Here is a 17,017-nt window from a genome sequence, read left to right as displayed (position 1 = left end):
GGCACGTCAGGCGCGGTCGCATACAACTTTCGCCCGCCGCGCGCATCCAAGCCCCTGTAAACTGCCCTTTTCCAGGAGGTCACCATGTCGATGCGCACTGCCCTGCTGTTATCGTGCTTCACCTTGGCCCTGGCCGGCTGCTCAAGCTCCAGCACCGAGCACCTGCCAGCCCCCACCACCCAGCAGGTCGACCTGCAACGCTACCAGGGCACCTGGTACGAGCTGGCGCGGCTGCCGATGTTCTTCCAGCGCAACTGCGTGCAATCCGAAGCACACTACGCCCTGCGCGAGGACGGTCGCATCGATGTGACCAACCGCTGCAAGGAGCAGGATGGTCAATCCAACCAGGCCCAAGGCATCGCCGAACCGCAAGTGCCGGGGCGCACCGACAAGCTCTGGGTACGCTTCGACAACTGGTTCAGTCGCCTGGCGCCAGGCCTGACCAAGGGTGAATACTGGGTCCTGTATGTCGACCCGGACTACCGCGTGGCGTTGGTCGGCCACCCCAACCGCGAATACCTGTGGATGCTGTCGCGCACCCCGAGCGTAAGCCAGCAGACCCGCGACCAGCTCCTGGAGATCGCCCGCAAGCAGGGTTACCCCACCGAGCAGCTGATCTGGCGCCACGCCGATACCCCGTGACGCTCGCCCTGCACGTCTGTAAGGTGAGCCTCCCCAGGCTCACCCAACGGATTGCGTGCAATGGTCACCTGCCACCTCAAGTACATCATCGACCCCTACCAAGTCCCGGCCTTCGAGGCCTATGCCAGGCTGTGGATACCCATCGTCAACCGCATGGGCGGTAATCACCACGGCTACTTCCTGCCCAGCGAAGGGGCCAACAACGTAGCCTATGCGCTGTTCAGCTTCCCCAGCCTGGCGGCCTACGAGCAGTACCGCACGGCCTCAGAAACCGACCCTGAGTGCATCGCCGCGTTTGCACTGGCCACCGAGCAACGCTTCATCCTGAGCTACGAGCGCAACTTCCTGAAGCCAGTGCTCGGATAAACGCACCGTGCAGATCGAGGCGACGGCTCGGCGCCCTGAACGGCGTGCGTCTGCCTTGATCGGGCCGATCGCAGCGCCGCTGGGCTGAAACACATCCAACTGAACCAATCCGCTCCTGCGGCACTCCTCTGCAAGGCGCCTAGCGCCGAACCCAAGGATCGCCGACGATAAGGAGTGCCCGTGACCACCACCGCCCCCCTCTACCGCAGCCTGCCCGGCACGCTGCACACGACCTTGCTGGCCGGCAGCGTGCCGCTGTTTCTTGGCGGGCTGCTCAGCGACATCGCCTACTACCAGAGCTACCAGATCCAGTGGAGCAACTTCGCCTCATGGCTGATTGCCGGCGGCCTGCTGTTCAGTGGCCTGGCGCTGCTGTTCGCTCTCGTTGGCGTGCTGCGTGGCGCACGCAAGCGGTACTTCGTGGTACTGCTGGCGGCCTGGTTGCTGGGCCTGGTGAATGCCTTCGAACACGCCAAGGACGCCTGGGCGGTGATGCCGTCGGGGCTGGTGCTGTCGCTGATCGTCAGCGTGCTGGCCTGCGTGGCCACCGGAGTTGGCCTGCGCACGGAGGTCGCGTCATGAAAATTGCACTGAGCGCCCTGAGCATGGCCCTGCTGCTGAGCGCCTGCGGCGGTGACGGCGAGCCGACCCAGAGCCGCGGCCCAGAGCCAAAACTGCCCGCCCCCGAACGCGGCCTGCTGCCGAGCATGAAGATCGCCGAACCGGCTGCCTGGGGCGACGCAACGCCCAAAGTGCCCGAGGGCTACCGTATCCGCGCCATCGCCAAGGATTTGAAGATCCCACGCCAGACTCTGGTACTGCCCAACGGCGACATCCTGGTCGCCGAGGGCCGTGGCGGCAACGCTGCCAAACTCAAGCCCAAGGACGTAATCGCCAGCCAGATCAAGGCCAAGGGCAATACCCAAGTCAAAGGCGGCAACCGCCTGACCCTGCTGCGCGATGCCGACGGTGACGGCACCTACGAGTTGCAGACGGTGTTCGCCGACAACCTCAACGCGCCCTACGGCCTGGCCTTCTACGCCGGCAAGCTGTATGTGGCCAACCAGGACGCGCTGGTGCGCTTCGACTACCAGGACGGCCAGACCCAGGCAGGCGGCCCGCCGACCAAGGTCACCGACCTGCCCGCGCAGATCAATCACCATTGGACCAAGTCGCTGGCGATTAGTCCCGATGGGCGCTATCTGTACGTGGGCATCGGTTCGAACAGCAACATCACCGAGCGCGGCATGGAGGCCGAGGTGGACCGCGCCATGGTCTGGGAAGTAGACGCAGCGACCGGCGCCCACCGCCCCTACGCCACCGGCATTCGCAACCCCACCGCGCTGGCCATCCAACCGGGCAGCGGGCAGCTGTGGGCAGTGGCCAACGAGCGCGACGAGCTGGGCCCGGACCTGGTCCCCGACTACCTCACGTCGGTGCAGGACGGGGCGTTCTACGGCTGGCCGTACAGCTACTGGGGCCAGCACGTCGACGACCGCGTGCGCCCGCAGAACCCGGACAAGGTCAAAACCGCGATAGCACCCGACTACAGCCTGGGCTCGCACGTGGCGGCGCTTGGGGTCGATTTTTCCAACGCGGCCATGGGGTCAGCGTTCGCCGACGGTGTGTTCGTCGGCGAGCACGGCAGTTGGAACCGGCCGAACCCGGTGGGCTACAAAGTGATCTTCGTACCGTTCAAGGCGGGCAAGCCGGCCGGTGACCCGGTGGACTTCGCCACCGGTTTTCGCGGCGAAGATGGCAAGACCCGTGGCCGCCCAGTGGGCGTGACGGTGGACCCGAAAGGCGCACTGATCATTGCCGATGACCTGGCCAACACGGTATGGCGCGTGACGCCTGCCCGCTGAGCACCCGCAGGCCGCGATGCGAGGCGATCTGCTGTACGCCTCGCAGCCGCTGCCAACAGCCTGACCAGGATGCCCCTCAGGCGCCAGGCCAGGCGCGCAACAGGGCGATGAAGCGGTCCAGCGGCAAGTGCTGGGCCGGCATCTTGCGCTGGCTATACCACTCGATGATCACATCCTCGTCCTCGAAACTAACCGTGTAGGCGTTGCCTCGGTAGGCGTCTACCAGGCGGTTGCGCCTGGCCGCCAGGGCTTTTTCGAGCAAGTGCGCGAGGGCTTCGCACGTGCCTTCTTCGTCGAGAAAACGTTGCAGGTCGGGTGCGGCGGGCACATCGGCGGGGTAGGACATAGGCAGGTTCCTTCTCTCAGCGAACCGGCACGCGGGCCGGTGCCGGATTGCGGCTTCACTCACTAGGATAGGTCGATAATGGCTATTTGCCAGTCATGCTGACTCAACGCTTGTACAAGACCCAAGTGCCGCCAAGCAGGCTACCTATTCCCCGCCCGATCGCGCACCGGACACTGCGCCCGATACAGATTCAATGCCGTATTGATGATCCCGATATGACTGAACGCCTGCGGAAAATTCCCCAGCATGCGCCTACCCGCCGGATCGTACTGTTCAGCCAAAAGCCCGACATCGTTGCACAGCCCGCTCAGCCGCTCATACAGCGCCTGAGCCTCCTGCTGGCGCCCCAACAGCACATACACATCCGCCAGCCAGAACGAACACACCAGGAACGTCCCCTCCCCCGGCGTCAGCCCGTCGGCAGCGCTGTCGCTGTCATAGCGCAGCAGCAAGCCGTTGCGCAGCAGGCGTTTCTCGATCTGCTCAAGGGTGCGCAAAAAACGCGGATCGTGCGCCGGCAGGAACCCGGTCAGGGCAATTTGCAACAAGCTCGCGTCGAGCGCTTCCGAGCCATAGGCCTGCACGAAATGCTGGCCATTGGCATCGAGCCCCTGGGCGCACACATGCTCATGGATCCGGTCGGCCACCTCGCGGTAATGCCGCGCGTGCTCACGCCCTTGTTCGGTGGTGTCCGCCAGCCCCGCTGAACGATCGAAGGCGACCCAGGCCATGACCTTGGAATGCACGAAATGCTGGCGCGGGCCACGCACTTCCCAAAGGCCTTCGTCCGGCTCACGCCAGATGCGCTCCAAGTACGGCAAGATCGCACGGGCAATCGCGGCGCTGCGTGGGTGGCGCGGCAGGCCACCTCTGATGGCCTGGGTCATGGCATCGGCAAGCTCGCCATATATGTCCAACTGCAACTGATCGGCCGCCGCATTGCCTACCCGTACTGGCTGCGAGTGCTCGTAGCCGGCCAGCCACGGCAAGGTAAATTCAGTCAGGTCACGCTCGCCGGCCAGGCCATACATGATCTGCATCTGCTCGGGGTTGCCGGCCACCGAGCGCAACAGCCACTCGCGCCAGGCCTGGGCCTCGTCGAAGTAACCCAGGTTCATAAGGGCCAGCAGGGTCATGGTGGCGTCGCGTAGCCAGCAGAAACGGTAATCCCAGTTACGCTCCCCGCCGACCCGCTCCGGCAACGAGGTGGTCACGGCAGCCACCATGCCACCGGTGGGCTGGTAGGTCATGGCCTTGAGGGTGAGCAACGAGCGGCGCACCTGCACCGTGTAGGGGCCGACGTCGGGGCAGCGATCAGCGAAGGCTTGCCACTGCGCCAACGTGTCGGCGAGGGCCTGTTGGGCATCGGTGCCAGGCTGCACCGGCAGGTGCGAAGGTTGGTGGCACAAGCTGAACACCTGGCGTTCGCCTGCGCGCACGCGAAAACGCGCAACGCTGTGGTGATCCTCGCCATGGATCTCGCAGGTGCTGCGCAGGATCAGCCGATCGGGGCCGGCGACCGCGCTGAGGGTCAGCGGGTCGAGCTTTTCCACCCAAGGCACGCTACGCCCGTAGTCAAAGCGCAGCACCAGATCCAGTTCGAAGGCGGTTTCGCCGTCCAGGCCTTCGACGATACGCAGCACCTCGTTGCGCTCGCCCAGCGGCATGCAGTCGAGCATCCGCGCTCGGCCACTGGCAGTGTTCCAAGTGGTTTCCAGCACCAGGGTGTCGCCCACATAGCGGCGTGTGCACTGCTCGACCGGATCGCTTGGGGCGATGCGCCAGCGGCCGTTGCCAGCATTGCCCAATAGCGCGGCGAACACCGCAGGGGCGTCGAAACGCGGCAGGCACAACCAGTCGATGGCACCGTCGCGGTTGACCAGCGCCGCGCTGCGGCAGTTGCCGATCAGCGCATAGTCTTCGATGGGGGCAGACATCCGGGCTCCTGCGGTAGGTGGGCTTCGCAGGGTTGGATGCCACAGCGGGCGTGGTCGTTCCATGGGAAAGACTGCTCTCATAGAACTACACATAACTTGTTGATTTAGAAGGAATCTGTGGGAGCGGGCTTGCCGGAGTGCCGGATCACCGCGAACACCGGCAAAGCCGGTGCCATCCACCGAGTCGCCTGCTTCGCGGGCAAGTCGGGGCGCCGAACCGCCGCTCCCACAGGGTACGCGGAGCGCTTGCGAAATCAGTTCTCTGCGCGACAGCGCAGCCCAAAGGGCTGGGTGATCTCCTACAAGTGCACGTGCAAGTGCAGGTGCAAATGTTCAGCCCAGGCGGTGCCACTCGCGCTTGTCACGGCTGAGCAATTCATTGCCGGCCTCGGGCCCATCCTCGCCCGCCGCATACTCATGCACCTCCCCCGCCCCGTTGGCCCAGGCATCCAGGAACGGCTGCACCGCGCGCCAGCCATTCTCGATGTTGTCGGCGCGCTGGAACAGCGTCTGGTCACCGATCAGGCAGTCATAGATCAACGTCTCATAGCCAGTGGCCGGGGTCATCTTGAAGAAGTCCTTGTAGGCAAAGCCCAGCTCAACGTTCTCCATCACCAACTCCGGCCCCGGGCGCTTGGCCTGTAGGTCGAACCACATGCCCTCGTTGGGCTGGATCTGGATCTTCAGGTAATTGGGCTTGGGCCGTTCCAGCTCACTTTCACGAAACTGCGCATAGGGTGCGGGCTTGAAGCAGATAGCGATTTCAGTGTCGCGTACGCTCATACGCTTGCCGGTTCGCAGGTAGAACGGCACCCCGGCCCAGCGCCAATTGTCGATCATCACCTTGAGAGCAACGTAGGTTTCGGTCTGGCTGGCCGGGGCGACATTCGCCTCTTCACGGTAGCCTGCCACCGCCTTGCGGCCCTGCTTGCCACGGGTGTACTGGCCACGTACCGAGTGCTTCAGGGCCATTTTTTGCGACCAGGGGCGAATGGCACCGATCACCTTGGCTTTCTCGCCACGTACGGCATCGGCGCCGAACGCCGCCGGCGGCTCCATCGCGACCATCGCCAGGAGCTGGAACAGGTGATTGGGGACCATGTCGCGCAGCGCGCCAGTGCTGTCGTAGAACGCGCCGCGCGTCTCCACCCCCACGGTCTCGGCGGCGGTGATCTGTACATGGTCGATGTAGTGATTGTTCCAGAACGACTCGAACAAACCATTGGAGAAGCGGCTGACCAGGATATTCTGCACCGTCTCCTTGCCCAAGTAATGATCGATGCGGTAGATCTGCCGCTCGCTCATCACGTTGAGCAGGCAGGCGTTGAGGGCCTCGGCGCTGGCAAGGTCGGTGCCGAACGGCTTTTCCACCACCACCCGACGAAAGCCACCTGCCGACTCATCCAACAAGCCTGCTTCGCCCAGGCGCTGGGCCACTTCGGGGAAGAAGCGCGGGGACGTGGCAAGATAAAAGATCGCATTGCCGTGTGCGGTCTTGTCGATGCGCTTGGCCAAGGCCTGGTAGGTCTGGGGATCGAGAAAGTCGCCAGTCTGGTAGTCCAGGCGCTTGGCCAGGCGTGCCCAGAGTTTTTCGTCCAGGCACTTAGCCGCGCCCTCGCCGCCCTGGTCGCGCGTCTGCATGAACGCGTGCAGGCGCTCTGCGAATTGCTCGGCGCTGGCCGGGTTGTGGTCGACGCCAACGATACGCAGGTTGCGGTCAAGCAGGCCGTCGCGGCTAAGGTTGTACAGCGCCGGCATCAGCAGGCGCTTGACCAGGTCGCCGTTGGCGCCGAACAGGAACAAGGTGCAAGGCGGTGCAGCCGGGATTTTCTGTTCGCTCATTGGGCCTTTTTCTCCACGTGGCCACCGAAGCCCAGGCGCATGGCCGAGAGTACCTTGTCGCCGTAGGTGCCCTGCTGCTGACGCGAGCGAAAGCGCGCGAACAGCGCGCTAGATAGCACCGGCACTGGCACGGCCTGCTCCACCGCGGCATCGATGGTCCAGCGCCCCTCGCCGCTGTCGGACACCGAGCCGCTGAACTGACTGAGCTGCGGGTCGGCTACCAGGGCATCGGCGGTCAGGTCCAGCAGCCAGGAGGTGACCACGCTGCCGCGCCGCCAGACTTCAGCGATCTCGGCCAGGTTGAGGTCAAAACGCTGGTCTTCGGGCAACTCATCACCGCCCTTGCTGCGCAGCAGGTCGAAGCCCTCGGCATAGGCCTGCATCAGGCCGTACTCGATGCCGTTGTGCACCATTTTCACGTAATGCCCGGCACCGGGCGGTCCGGCGTGGATGTAGCCGTGCTCGGCCCGCTGGTGCTCGCCGCTGCGGCCCTGGGTACGCGCAATGTCGCCAACGCCGGGGGCCAGGGCCTTGAACAGCGGCTCCAGGCGCTCGAACACCTCCTGCTCACCGCCGATCATCATGCAGTAGCCGCGCTCCAGCCCCCACACACCGCCCGAGGTACCCACATCCAGATAGTGCAGGCCGCGCTGGGCCAACTGCGCGGCGCGGCGCACGTCGTCTTTGTAGAAGGTGTTGCCACCATCGATGATGGCATCGCCCGGCTCCAGTAATTCGGCCAGTTGGGCAATGGTCTGCTCGGTCGCCTCGCCTGCCGGCAGCATCACCCACACCGCGCGCGGCGCCTTGAGCTTGTGCACCAGTGCGCCCAGGTCATGGGCACCTTGGGCACCCTCGCCTTCCAGCGCACTGATCGCATCGCGGCTGCGATCATGCACCACCGTGCGATGGCCGGCGCGCATCAGGCGCCTTGCGATATTGCCGCCCATGCGGCCCAGCCCGACGATTCCCAGTTGCATGTGCCGACGCTCCCGATAGAAATGGATGACAACCGTTGAGGATTTCAGATTAGTCCAGCAGACCGCCCGAGGGTTCACCGACGAACGGCGCGACCACCATAAACAAAAAAGTTCCATTGCACAGGGAAAGAATTCAGAATGCGCGCCGCATGAAGCGACTACGCTTTGAAATGTCACCAGCCTGAAATGCGAGGTGTACTCATGGGTACTCTGATGCCGTCCACCCCCACCCAGACCCTCTACGTCACTATCCGCCGTGACGAGCTGCGCCAGCTGAAGGACGAACGCGAACAACTGCGCCTGCAGGTCGCTCAACTGAGCATGTTGCTCGAACAAGCCAACCTGGCCGACAAAGCCGTCAACCGCTAATAGCCCCCTGCCAGGTTCTCCCGGCGCTGCTTCTCGAAGAGGCCGCGCCGCCGCTCTATCCCTTGCCCTGCCCTCGCGCAGGTCGCGTTTGCTTCACCGCGTTTTGCCTCTCCCCTCGTCGATTACCCCACCCGCACAGCGCCAACGTTTGCGAGGACGAACGGTCGAGCATTTTCTGACCAATCGGTCACAAGCATGTCGTTTCGTCGCCTACACTCCGGGTTCGGCCCGCGATTTGCTCGGGAAAAAGTGACGTAAAAAAGTCGAACTTTCCGAAATAGCGGCCGGTCAGGAAGTAAGTAGGCCAATGCAAAGGGACTTCCCCGCTCGGCCAACCTCTCCCATACAGTCCACACGTCTCAGGCCGGAGTGCCAGACGTGCCGTGTGTGCGCACGGAAATGGGGCAAGGACCGCACTACGAAGATGCAGTACCGAAAAAAGAGAGACCTAACCAGAACGAGCCAACACAAACGCATCCCGCATGAACAAGGGACGGAGAGACGTATGATCAGTGCCGCTGTCGAACCTCACGTAGAGTCATTCAACCTGGATAACCGCGAGCCGGTGCCGCCGAGCCTCGTACCGACAGCCAAGGCACCCGGCGTACAGCGCCAGCAGAACCCCAACAAGTGCAAGGTATTGTTCGTCACCTCGGAAATCGCCGACCTGGTCAAGACTGGCGGTCTGGGCGACGTTTCTGCCGCACTGCCCAGGGCCCTGGCCCACCTGCATGATGTGCGCGTGCTGATCCCGGGCTACCCGCAGGTGCTCGAAAGCGACAACCCCATTCATATCGTCGGCGAGCTGGGCGGTCACGCGGCGCTGCCAGCGTGCAAGATCGGGCGCATGGACCTGGCCGATGGGCTGGTGATCTACGTGCTGATCTGCCCCGAGCTGTACCAGCGCGATGGCACGCCCTATGGCGCTAACAATGGCCGCGACTGGCCGGACAACCACATCCGTTTCGCCCGCCTGGGCCTCGCTGCCGCAGAGATCGCTGCCGGCGAAGGCATGGCCCACTGGCGCCCGGATCTGGTGCACGCCCACGATTGGCCGGCAGGGCTGGCGCCGGCCTACATGCACTGGCGCGGCCTGAGCACTCCGACCCTGTTCACCATTCATAACCTGGCCTACCAGGGGGTGTACAGCCGTGCTTGCAGCCCGGAGCTGGCGATCCCCGATCACGCCATGCAGCAGGAAGGCATGGAGTTCTACGGCAAACTGTCGTTCCTCAAGGCAGGTCTTGCCTATTCCAGCCACATCACCACGGTCAGCGCTACGTATGCCCGTGAGATCACCACTCCGGCGTTCGGCTGCGGCCTGGATGGGTTCCTTGCCAGCAAGGCCCAGCAAGGCCTGCTCGGCGGCATCCCCAATGGCATCGATGAAAGCTGGGACTCGGCCACCGACCGGCACCTACACCACAACTTCAGCCTCAACGACTGGGACGGCAAGGCGCGCAACACCCAGCAGGTGCGTGAGCTGTTCGAGCTGGAGCCTTGCACTGGGCCGCTGTTCGCGGTGGTCTCGCGCCTGGTCTACCAAAAAGGCCTGGACCTGACCTTAGGGGTGGCCGACTACATCGTCGAGCAAGGCGGCCAGATCGCGATCATCGGCCGGGGTGAGCCGGAAGAAGAACAAGCCATGCGTGAGTTGGCCCTGCGCCACCCAGGCCGCATCGGCGTGCGCATCGGCTTCAACGAAACCGATGCGCGGCGCATGTTCGCAGGTTCGGACTTCCTGCTGATGCCATCGCGCTACGAGCCCTGCGGGCTGAGCCAGATGTACGCGCAGCGCTTCGGTTCGCTGCCGGTGGCGCGTAACACCGGCGGGCTGGCCGACACCATCGAAAATGGAGTAACGGGCTTTCTGTTCGACGATTCCACCGTCGAGAGCTACCGCGAAGCCCTGAGCCGGGCGTTCTACGTGTACGCTAAGAAAGACCTGCTCAATGCCATGCGCTGCCTGTCGATGACCCAGCCGTTCAACTGGTGCCAGGCGGTGGAGCCTTACGCACGCCTGTACGAGGAACTGGTCAAGCAGACACAACAGGCTCACTACTGAAGGCGGGGGCGATAATGCACAAGCATGGCGCACACCTATTGGACGCCGGGAGGGCGCAGTTCGCCCTATGGGCCCCGGATGCGCAGCGAGTGAGCGTGCTAGTCGAACAGCGCGCACCGGTCGAGCTGTCGGCCGATGCCGGTTGGTTCAGCGCTGTCGTCGCCGCCCAGGCAGGCGAGCGCTACCGCTTCGTCGTCGATGGACAGCTGCACGTGGCCGACCCGGCTTCGCGCTATCAGCCCGAAGGCGTGCACGGCCCCAGCGAGCTGGTCGACCTGGGCGCCTACCCCTGGCGCCATGACTGGCAGGGCCGGCCCTGGCACGAGGCGGTGATCCAGGAACTGCACGTGGGCCTGCTCGGTGGCTACGACGGGGTCGCGCAGGTGCTGCCGCGCCTCGCGCAACTGGGCATCAGCGCCATCGAGCTGATGCCGTTGGGGCAGTTTCCGGGGGCACGCAACTGGGGCTACGACGGGGTGCTGCCGTTCGCCGCGCAGCACAGCTACGGCACCCCGCAGCAGCTGTGCGCGCTGATCGACCAGGCCCACGCCCAGCGCCTGATGGTGCTGGTGGATGTGGTCTACAACCACTTCGGGCCCGACGGCAACTACCTGCACCAGTACGCCAGCCCGTTCTTTCGCGAGGACCGCCAGACCCCGTGGGGCGCGGCCATCGATTTTCGCCGCACCGAAGTGCGCGAGTATTTCATCCAGAACGCACTGATGTGGCTTTGCGACTACCGCTGCGACGGCCTGCGCCTGGATGCGGTGCATGCCATCGACCAACCGGACTTTCTGCACGAGCTGGCAGGTCGGGTGCGTGCCGCCGTGGAGCCAGGGCGCCAGATCTGGCTGGTGCTGGAGAACGAACACAACCAGGCCGGGCTGCTCGAACAAGGCTTCGATGCCCAGTGGAACGACGATGGCCACAATGCCCTGCACGTGCTGCTGACCGGCGAAACCGAGGGCTACTACGCCGACTACAAGGCCCAGCCGATCGAGCAACTGGCACGCTGCCTAGCCGAGGGGTTCGTGTTCCAAGGCCAGGCTAACCGGCATGGCGTGCCGCGTGGCGAGCCCAGCGCGCACCTGCCGCCAAGCGCCTTCGTGCTGTTCTTGCAGAACCACGACCAGGTCGGCAACCGCGCTCTGGGCGAGCGCCTGAGCTGCCTGTGCCCGCCGCAGGCATTGCGCGCCGCCACCGCGCTGTTGCTGCTGGCGCCCATGATCCCGCTGCTGTTCATGGGCGACGACGAAGGCTGCCGCACACCGTTCCTGTTCTTCACCGACTTCCATGATGAGCTAGCCGATGCGGTGCGCGAAGGTCGGCGCAGCGAGTTTGAACATTTCCAGGCTTTTGCCGACCCCGAACAACGCCAGCGCATCCCCGACCCGAATGCCGTGAGCACCTTCGAACACTCGCGCCCCAACCACCAGGCGGTGCTGGCCGGTTGGCACGGCCTCTACCAGCAACTGCTCGAGCTGCGCCACCGCCATGTCATCCCACACCTGCCCGGCACCCGTGCCCTGGGCGCTGACGTGCTCGGTAGCCAGGCGCTCAGCGCCCGCTGGGAACTGGGCAACGGTCAGCGACTGCGCATCGACCTGAACCTTGCCGCGCACCCCCAGCCGGTGCAACTGCCGGCCTTGGAACACCGCCTGTACGACAGCAGCAACAACGCCCACCCCGACTCGACGCTGGCCGCGCACAGTTGCGTGGTCAGCCTGCTGCCCCCCGCACAGGAGACGCCATGAGCGAACACCCCTTGCACCGCCTCGCCGCCCGGGTTGGCGTGGCACGCGATTGGATCGACGCGAACAACCGCCCGCAGCAGGTCTGCGACGAGGTGCTGCGCCAGGTGCTCGCAGGCCTCGGCCACCCTGCCCACGACAACGCCGCCATCGCGGCCAGCTTACGCGCGGTGGAGCAAGCCGAGGACAGCGACCACCTGCCGCCGCTGCTGACCGTCGAAGTTGGCCAGGCGCTGGCGCTGCAACGCTGGTTCAGCGCCGCCGCCCAGGTGCGCTGCAACCTGGAAGACGGCAGCCAACGCAGCCTGCAACTCGACGCTCAGGCATGCCTGCCGGGCGAGCTACCGATCGGCTATCACCAATTAGCCATAGACGGACGCCCCTTCACCCTGGCCGTGGCCCCCTCGCGTTGCCATGCCCTGCAAGACCGGGTCAGCGAACCACCGCCACGCTGCTGGGGGCTGGCGGTTCAGCTGTATAGCCTGCGCCGTGCGGGCGATGGCGGTTATGGCGATTGTCAGGCCCTGGAACAATTGGCACGCAGCGCCGCCGAACGCGGTGCCGATGCCCTGGCGATCAGCCCGATCCATGCCCTGTCGAGCTTCGATCAAGCGCACTACAGCCCCTACTCGCCCTCCAGTCGCCTGCTGCTCAACAGCCTGTATGCCAGCCCAGCCGCGATTCTCGGCGAACGGGCCGTGCGCCTGGCAATCGAGGCCTGCGCCCTGGAGCCGATCTTCGACGACTTGCGCCAGCAGCCTTTGGTGGACTGGCCGCGTGCAGCCCATGCGCACCAGCAACTGCTCGAGGCTCTCTACCAGGACTTCATCCACGCCAGCCACCCACTGCGCGAGGACTTCGACAGCTTCCGCGCCAGCGCGGGGGAAGGCCTGGAACACCATTGCCGTTTCGAGGTGCTGCAAGCGCACGCGGTCGAGAACGGCCTGGGCGCCGACTGGCGCAACTGGCCAGCCGCCTGGCAGGATCCCGAGCACCCTGAGGTGCACGCCTTCGCTAACGCATACCCGGCACGGGTCGAGTTCCATGCCTTCTGCCAGTGGCTCACCGAACGCAGCCTGCAACGTGCCCAGACCGCTGCGCGTGGCAACGGCATGGCGGTCGGGCTGATCGCCGACTTGGCGGTCGGTGCCGACGGTGCCGGCAGCCAAGCCTGGAGCCGTCAGGACGAACTGTTGGCCGACCTCAAGGTGGGCGCACCGCCGGACATCCTCAACCGCGCAGGGCAAGACTGGGGCATCTGCGCATTTTCCCCCGACGGCCTCAAGCGTAATGGCTACCGCGCGTTCATCGAGATGCTGCGGGCCAACCTGGCCCACGCCGGGGGCCTGCGTATCGACCACGTCATGGGCCTGCGCCGGCTGTGGCTGATCCCGCGCGGCGCGGCCCCCCGCGAAGGTGCCTATGTGGATTACCCGCTGGACGACCTGCTGCGCTTGCTGGCACTGGAGTCGGCACGCCACGAGGCGATCATCCTCGGTGAAGACCTCGGCACCGTGCCTGAAGGCCTGCGCGAGCGGCTGGCCGACAAGGCGGTATTGGGCATGCGTGTGCTGCCTTTCGAGCAAAACGCACCCGGGCAGTTCACAGCGATCCTCGACTGGCCTGACAACGCACTGGCCACCACCGGCACCCACGACCTGGCGCCATTGGCCGGCTGGCTGTCAGGCCGCGACATCGACTGGAGCCAGCGCCTGCACCTGCTCGATGCGCCCAGCGAGCTGCACTGGCGCCAGCAGCGCCAACGCGAGCGCGAGGGCCTGCGCCGCACCCTGGAACACAACTATGGCCCACAGCGCGATGACCCAGCGCTGATCGATGCCGCGATCCGCTACGTCGGCCACACCCGCGCACCGCTGGTGCTGATACCGCTGGAGGACCTGCTGGGCTGCCAGGAGCAACCTAACCTGCCGGGCACCACCAGTGGCCATCCCAATTGGCAGCGGCGCTTCAGCGCCGCGGTGGATACGTTGCTCGATGACCCCGACGCCGCACGGCGCCTGGAACTGCTGGCCCAGGCCCGCGAACAAGCCTGGGAGCGTGACCGATGAAGCCCTTGAGCGCCACCGTGCGCCTGCAACTGCACAGCGATTTCAGCCTCGACGATGCCGTACCCCTGGTGCCTTACTTCGCCCGTCTGGGACTCAGCCATGTGTATGCCTCGCCGATCCTCACCGCCCGCGCCGGCTCCCGGCATGGGTACGATGTAGTCGATCCGACCCGCGTCAACCCCGAACTGGGCGGTGAAGCTGCGCTCGAACGCCTGGTGACGGCCTTGCGCCAGCACGGCATGGGCTTGATCCTCGACACGGTGTCCAACCATATGGCCGTGGGCGGCGCCGACAACCCCTGGTGGCAAAGCCTGCTGGCCTGGGGTCGGCGCAGCCCGTATGCCGAGTTCTTCGATATCCAGTGGCACTCCAGCGACCCGCTGCTGGCCGGGCAATTGCTGCTGCCGTTTCTGGGCAATGACTATGGCTTGGCCTTGCAGGATGGGCAGATCCCGCTGACCTTCGATGCTCAAACCGGCGTGTTCGAGGTGGCGCATCACGCGCATCGCTTCCCCATTTGCCCGCTGGACTACCCGCGCATCCTCGAACAGGTCATCGACCCGCGCCTGCACGCCCTGGCCCAACGCTTCGCGGCCCTGAGCGATGCCACCGAGCCGCTGGCCGAGGCCGCCCCGCTGCACCGCGAACTGGCCCGCCTGGCCTGCGCAGGGGCACCGCTGGACACGGCCCTGGCGGCCTTCGACAGTCGCACGCAGGCCGGTTTCCAGCGCCTGCACCAGTTGCTCGAACGCCAGAGCTATCGCCTGGCCAGCTGGCGCACCGCCGCCGACGACATCAACTGGCGGCGTTTTTTCGACATCAACGAGCTAGGCGGCCTGCGCGTGGAGCGCGCGGCCGTGTTCGAGGCGACCCACGCCAAGCTGTTCGAACTGATCGAGCGCGGCTTGGTGGACGGCCTGCGCATCGACCACATCGATGGCCTGGCCGACCCGCGCCGCTACTGCCGCAACCTGCGCCGCCGGGTCAACGGCCTGTTGGCAAGGCGACCACTGCATGCTGCGGTGGCGCATTTCCCGATCTACGTCGAGAAGATCCTGGGGGCCGGCGAGCACCTGCACCGCGACTGGCTCACCGACGGCACCACCGGCTACGAGTTCATGAACCAGGTGTCGCTGCTCCAGCATGATCCAGCCGGTGAGGCGCCACTGAGCGAACTGTGGAGCAGCCTCAGCGAACGCCCGGACTTCGCCGAAGAGGTGCGCATCGCTCGCCACCTGGTGCTCAATGCCAGCCTGGCCGGCGACTGCGAATCAGTGGCCCAAGCGCTGCTGCAGGTCGCACGCGACGACCTGATGACCCGCGACCTGACCCTGGGCGCCATCCGCCGGGCGCTGCAAGCGTTGGTCCAGCATTACCCGGTATACCGCACCTATTTCAATGCCTGCGGGCGCCCGGCCGAAGACGAAGGGTTCTTCCAACAAGCCCTGGAAGGCGCCCGGCAGACCCTGGGCGAGGCCGACTGGCCGATGCTCGAACACCTGCAACGCTGGCTCGGCGGGCAGCCCTGGCGTCAACTGCCACCGGGCAAGCCACGCAAGCACTTGCGCCACGCCTGCGTGCGCTTCCAGCAACTGACCGCACCCAGCGCCGCCAAGGCGGTGGAGGACACCGCGTTCTATCGCTCGGCCCGGCTGCTGTCACGCAACGACGTCGGCTTTGAAGCTGAGCGTTTCAGCGCCGAACCCGCCGAATTCCACACTCAAGCCCAACGCCGCCTGCGCGACTTCCCCGACAACCTGCTCGCCACCGCGACCCATGACCACAAGCGCGGCGAGGACTGCCGCGCGCGCCTGGCCGCTCTGAGTGAACGCGCGCCCTGGCTGGCCAGCCGGGTGGAGCACTGGCGCGAGCTGGCAGCACCGCTGCGCCAGACGCTGGACGACGGCCCGGCACCAAGCCCTGGCGACGAGCTGCTGCTCTACCAGACCTTACTCGGCAGTTGGCCACTGGACCTCGACCTGCATGATCCCGACGCCCTGCGCCGGTACGCAGCACGCATCGGCCAATGGCAACAGAAGGCCCTGCGCGAAGCCAAGCTGCGCAGCAGCTGGGCAGCCCCGAACGAGGCCTATGAACAGGCCTGCGCCGATTACCTCGACAACCTGCTGCTGGGTGCGCAGAACCAGCAGTTACGTCAGTCGCTGCACCAGTCTGCACGGTTGCTCGACTGCCCCGGTGCGCTCAATGGCCTGGTCCAATGCCTGCTACGCCTGACCACCCCTGGGGTGCCCGACCTGTACCAGGGCAACGAGTACTGGGACCTGAGCCTGGTCGACCCGGATAACCGCCAGCCGGTGGACTACGCTGCAAGGCGGTCCAGCCTGGATGACCGCGCGCCACTGGCCGAGTTGCTCGCCAACTGGCGCGATGGGCGTATCAAGCAGGCGCTGATCGCACGGGTGCTCGATGCGCGTCAGGCTCACCCGGCGCTGTTCCAGCAGGGCGACTACGTGCCGTTGCCGGTGCTGGGGCGCTACGCCAATCAGGTGCTGGCCTTTGCCCGAGTGAGCGAAGGCGTACGCGCCATCATCGTTGTACCGCGGCTGGCCAGCGCCCTCCTGGGCTCGGCCAGCACCCCGCTGATCCCAGCGCAGAACTGGGACGATACGCGGCTGGTATTGCCGTTTGCCTTGTCACCTGCCAACTGCCTGGGACTTTTCGGTGGCGTTGCGGTCAGCCCTTCAAGGGAGCTGAAAATCCGCAACGTGCTGGCGGAGTTTCCGGTCAATGTGTTGATCGATCATGCCTAACTGCATTCAGGAGC

At 65.5% G+C, this 17,017-nt stretch carries 13 protein-coding genes; 9 read left to right on the top strand and 4 right to left on the bottom strand.

Translation table 11 applies throughout. The annotated features are described in order from the left end of the window. Positions 1 to 84: 84 nt before the first annotated feature. The 4 genes from ACNFIC_RS15445 (at position 85) to ACNFIC_RS15430 (ending at position 2,873) form a co-directional block, all read left to right on the top strand. Positions 85 to 642 carry a lipocalin family protein gene (locus tag ACNFIC_RS15445; protein ID WP_138220830.1) on the top strand — a complete coding sequence of 186 codons (558 nt, stop codon included), beginning with the start codon at positions 85 to 87 and terminating at the stop codon, positions 640 to 642. Positions 643 to 702: 60 nt separating this feature from the next. Next, a complete protein-coding gene (locus ACNFIC_RS15440) occupies positions 703 to 1,008 on the top strand; it encodes an NIPSNAP family protein (protein ID WP_138220831.1) in 306 nt (101 codons plus the stop codon). A gap of 180 nt (positions 1,009 to 1,188) precedes the next feature. Beyond that, on the top strand, positions 1,189 to 1,590 hold the full coding sequence (locus tag ACNFIC_RS15435) for a DUF2231 domain-containing protein (protein WP_416781336.1): 402 nt from the start codon (positions 1,189 to 1,191) through the stop codon (positions 1,588 to 1,590). Beyond that, positions 1,587 to 2,873 carry a PQQ-dependent sugar dehydrogenase gene (locus ACNFIC_RS15430; protein ID WP_138220833.1) on the top strand — a complete coding sequence of 429 codons (1,287 nt, stop codon included), beginning with the start codon at positions 1,587 to 1,589 and terminating at the stop codon, positions 2,871 to 2,873. Before ACNFIC_RS15435 ends, ACNFIC_RS15430 begins: the two co-directional genes overlap by 4 nt. Before the next feature lie 76 nt (positions 2,874 to 2,949). Here ACNFIC_RS15430 and ACNFIC_RS15425 read toward each other — a convergent pair whose 3' ends face one another. The 4 genes from ACNFIC_RS15425 to gnd all read right to left on the bottom strand — a co-directional run bounded on the left by ACNFIC_RS15425 (position 2,950) and on the right by gnd (position 8,095). Next, positions 2,950 to 3,219 (bottom strand): hypothetical protein, encoded by a 270-nt coding sequence (locus ACNFIC_RS15425; RefSeq protein WP_138220834.1) that lies wholly within the window; start codon positions 3,217 to 3,219, stop codon positions 2,950 to 2,952. A gap of 140 nt (positions 3,220 to 3,359) precedes the next feature. Then, positions 3,360 to 5,156, bottom strand: coding sequence for a glycoside hydrolase family 15 protein (locus ACNFIC_RS15420; RefSeq protein WP_416781335.1), 1,797 nt, complete (start codon positions 5,154 to 5,156; stop codon positions 3,360 to 3,362). Positions 5,157 to 5,489: 333 nt separating this feature from the next. Continuing rightward, a complete protein-coding gene (zwf, locus tag ACNFIC_RS15415) occupies positions 5,490 to 6,998 on the bottom strand; it encodes a glucose-6-phosphate dehydrogenase (RefSeq protein ID WP_138220836.1) in 1,509 nt (502 codons plus the stop codon). Next, positions 6,995 to 8,095 (bottom strand): phosphogluconate dehydrogenase (NAD(+)-dependent, decarboxylating), encoded by a 1,101-nt coding sequence (gene gnd / locus ACNFIC_RS15410; protein WP_416781334.1) that lies wholly within the window; start codon positions 8,093 to 8,095, stop codon positions 6,995 to 6,997. The genes zwf and gnd overlap by 4 nt, the downstream gene beginning before the upstream one ends. An 84-nt stretch (positions 8,096 to 8,179) precedes the next feature. On the opposite strand from gnd, the gene ACNFIC_RS15405 reads away from it, so the two are divergent. The 5 genes from ACNFIC_RS15405 (at position 8,180) to ACNFIC_RS15385 (ending at position 17,003) form a co-directional block, all read left to right on the top strand. Further along, positions 8,180 to 8,347, top strand: coding sequence for a DUF6026 family protein (locus tag ACNFIC_RS15405; protein ID WP_171030988.1), 168 nt, complete (start codon positions 8,180 to 8,182; stop codon positions 8,345 to 8,347). 505 nt (positions 8,348 to 8,852) lie between these two features. Continuing rightward, a complete protein-coding gene (glgA, locus tag ACNFIC_RS15400) occupies positions 8,853 to 10,412 on the top strand; it encodes a glycogen synthase GlgA (RefSeq protein ID WP_138220838.1) in 1,560 nt (519 codons plus the stop codon). A 14-nt stretch (positions 10,413 to 10,426) separates the two neighbouring features. Next, positions 10,427 to 12,166 (top strand): malto-oligosyltrehalose trehalohydrolase, encoded by a 1,740-nt coding sequence (gene treZ / locus ACNFIC_RS15395; RefSeq protein ID WP_416781333.1) that lies wholly within the window; start codon positions 10,427 to 10,429, stop codon positions 12,164 to 12,166. Then, entirely contained in the window at positions 12,163 to 14,232 is a 2,070-nt protein-coding gene (gene malQ, locus ACNFIC_RS15390) for a 4-alpha-glucanotransferase (protein ID WP_416781332.1), read from the top strand. Before treZ ends, malQ begins: the two co-directional genes overlap by 4 nt. After that, positions 14,229 to 17,003, top strand: a complete 2,775-nt coding sequence (locus ACNFIC_RS15385; protein WP_416781331.1) for a malto-oligosyltrehalose synthase — start codon at positions 14,229 to 14,231, stop codon at positions 17,001 to 17,003. Before malQ ends, ACNFIC_RS15385 begins: the two co-directional genes overlap by 4 nt. Positions 17,004 to 17,017: the final 14 nt, after the last annotated feature.

The sequence above is a fragment of the Pseudomonas sp. NY15463 genome, from assembly GCF_048068415.1.
Lineage (GTDB): Bacteria > Pseudomonadota > Gammaproteobacteria > Pseudomonadales > Pseudomonadaceae > Aquipseudomonas > Aquipseudomonas mosselii_C.
This window is presented reverse-complemented; position numbering and strand designations above follow the sequence as displayed.

Coding starts and splice junctions, on each gene's coding strand:
- treZ (WP_416781333.1), top strand. CDS start 10,427: ATGCACAAGCATGGCGCACACCTATTGGACGCCGGGAGGGCGCAGTTC.
- gnd (WP_416781334.1), bottom strand. CDS start 8,095: ATGGAACTTTTTTGTTTATGGTGGTCGCGCCGTTCGTCGGTGAACCCT.
- ACNFIC_RS15430 (WP_138220833.1), top strand. CDS start 1,587: ATGAAAATTGCACTGAGCGCCCTGAGCATGGCCCTGCTGCTGAGCGCC.
- ACNFIC_RS15385 (WP_416781331.1), top strand. CDS start 14,229: ATGAAGCCCTTGAGCGCCACCGTGCGCCTGCAACTGCACAGCGATTTC.
- zwf (WP_138220836.1), bottom strand. CDS start 6,998: ATGAGCGAACAGAAAATCCCGGCTGCACCGCCTTGCACCTTGTTCCTG.
- ACNFIC_RS15445 (WP_138220830.1), top strand. CDS start 85: ATGTCGATGCGCACTGCCCTGCTGTTATCGTGCTTCACCTTGGCCCTG.
- malQ (WP_416781332.1), top strand. CDS start 12,163: ATGAGCGAACACCCCTTGCACCGCCTCGCCGCCCGGGTTGGCGTGGCA.
- ACNFIC_RS15440 (WP_138220831.1), top strand. CDS start 703: ATGGTCACCTGCCACCTCAAGTACATCATCGACCCCTACCAAGTCCCG.
- glgA (WP_138220838.1), top strand. CDS start 8,853: ATGATCAGTGCCGCTGTCGAACCTCACGTAGAGTCATTCAACCTGGAT.
- ACNFIC_RS15425 (WP_138220834.1), bottom strand. CDS start 3,219: ATGTCCTACCCCGCCGATGTGCCCGCCGCACCCGACCTGCAACGTTTT.
- ACNFIC_RS15405 (WP_171030988.1), top strand. CDS start 8,180: ATGGGTACTCTGATGCCGTCCACCCCCACCCAGACCCTCTACGTCACT.
- ACNFIC_RS15420 (WP_416781335.1), bottom strand. CDS start 5,156: ATGTCTGCCCCCATCGAAGACTATGCGCTGATCGGCAACTGCCGCAGC.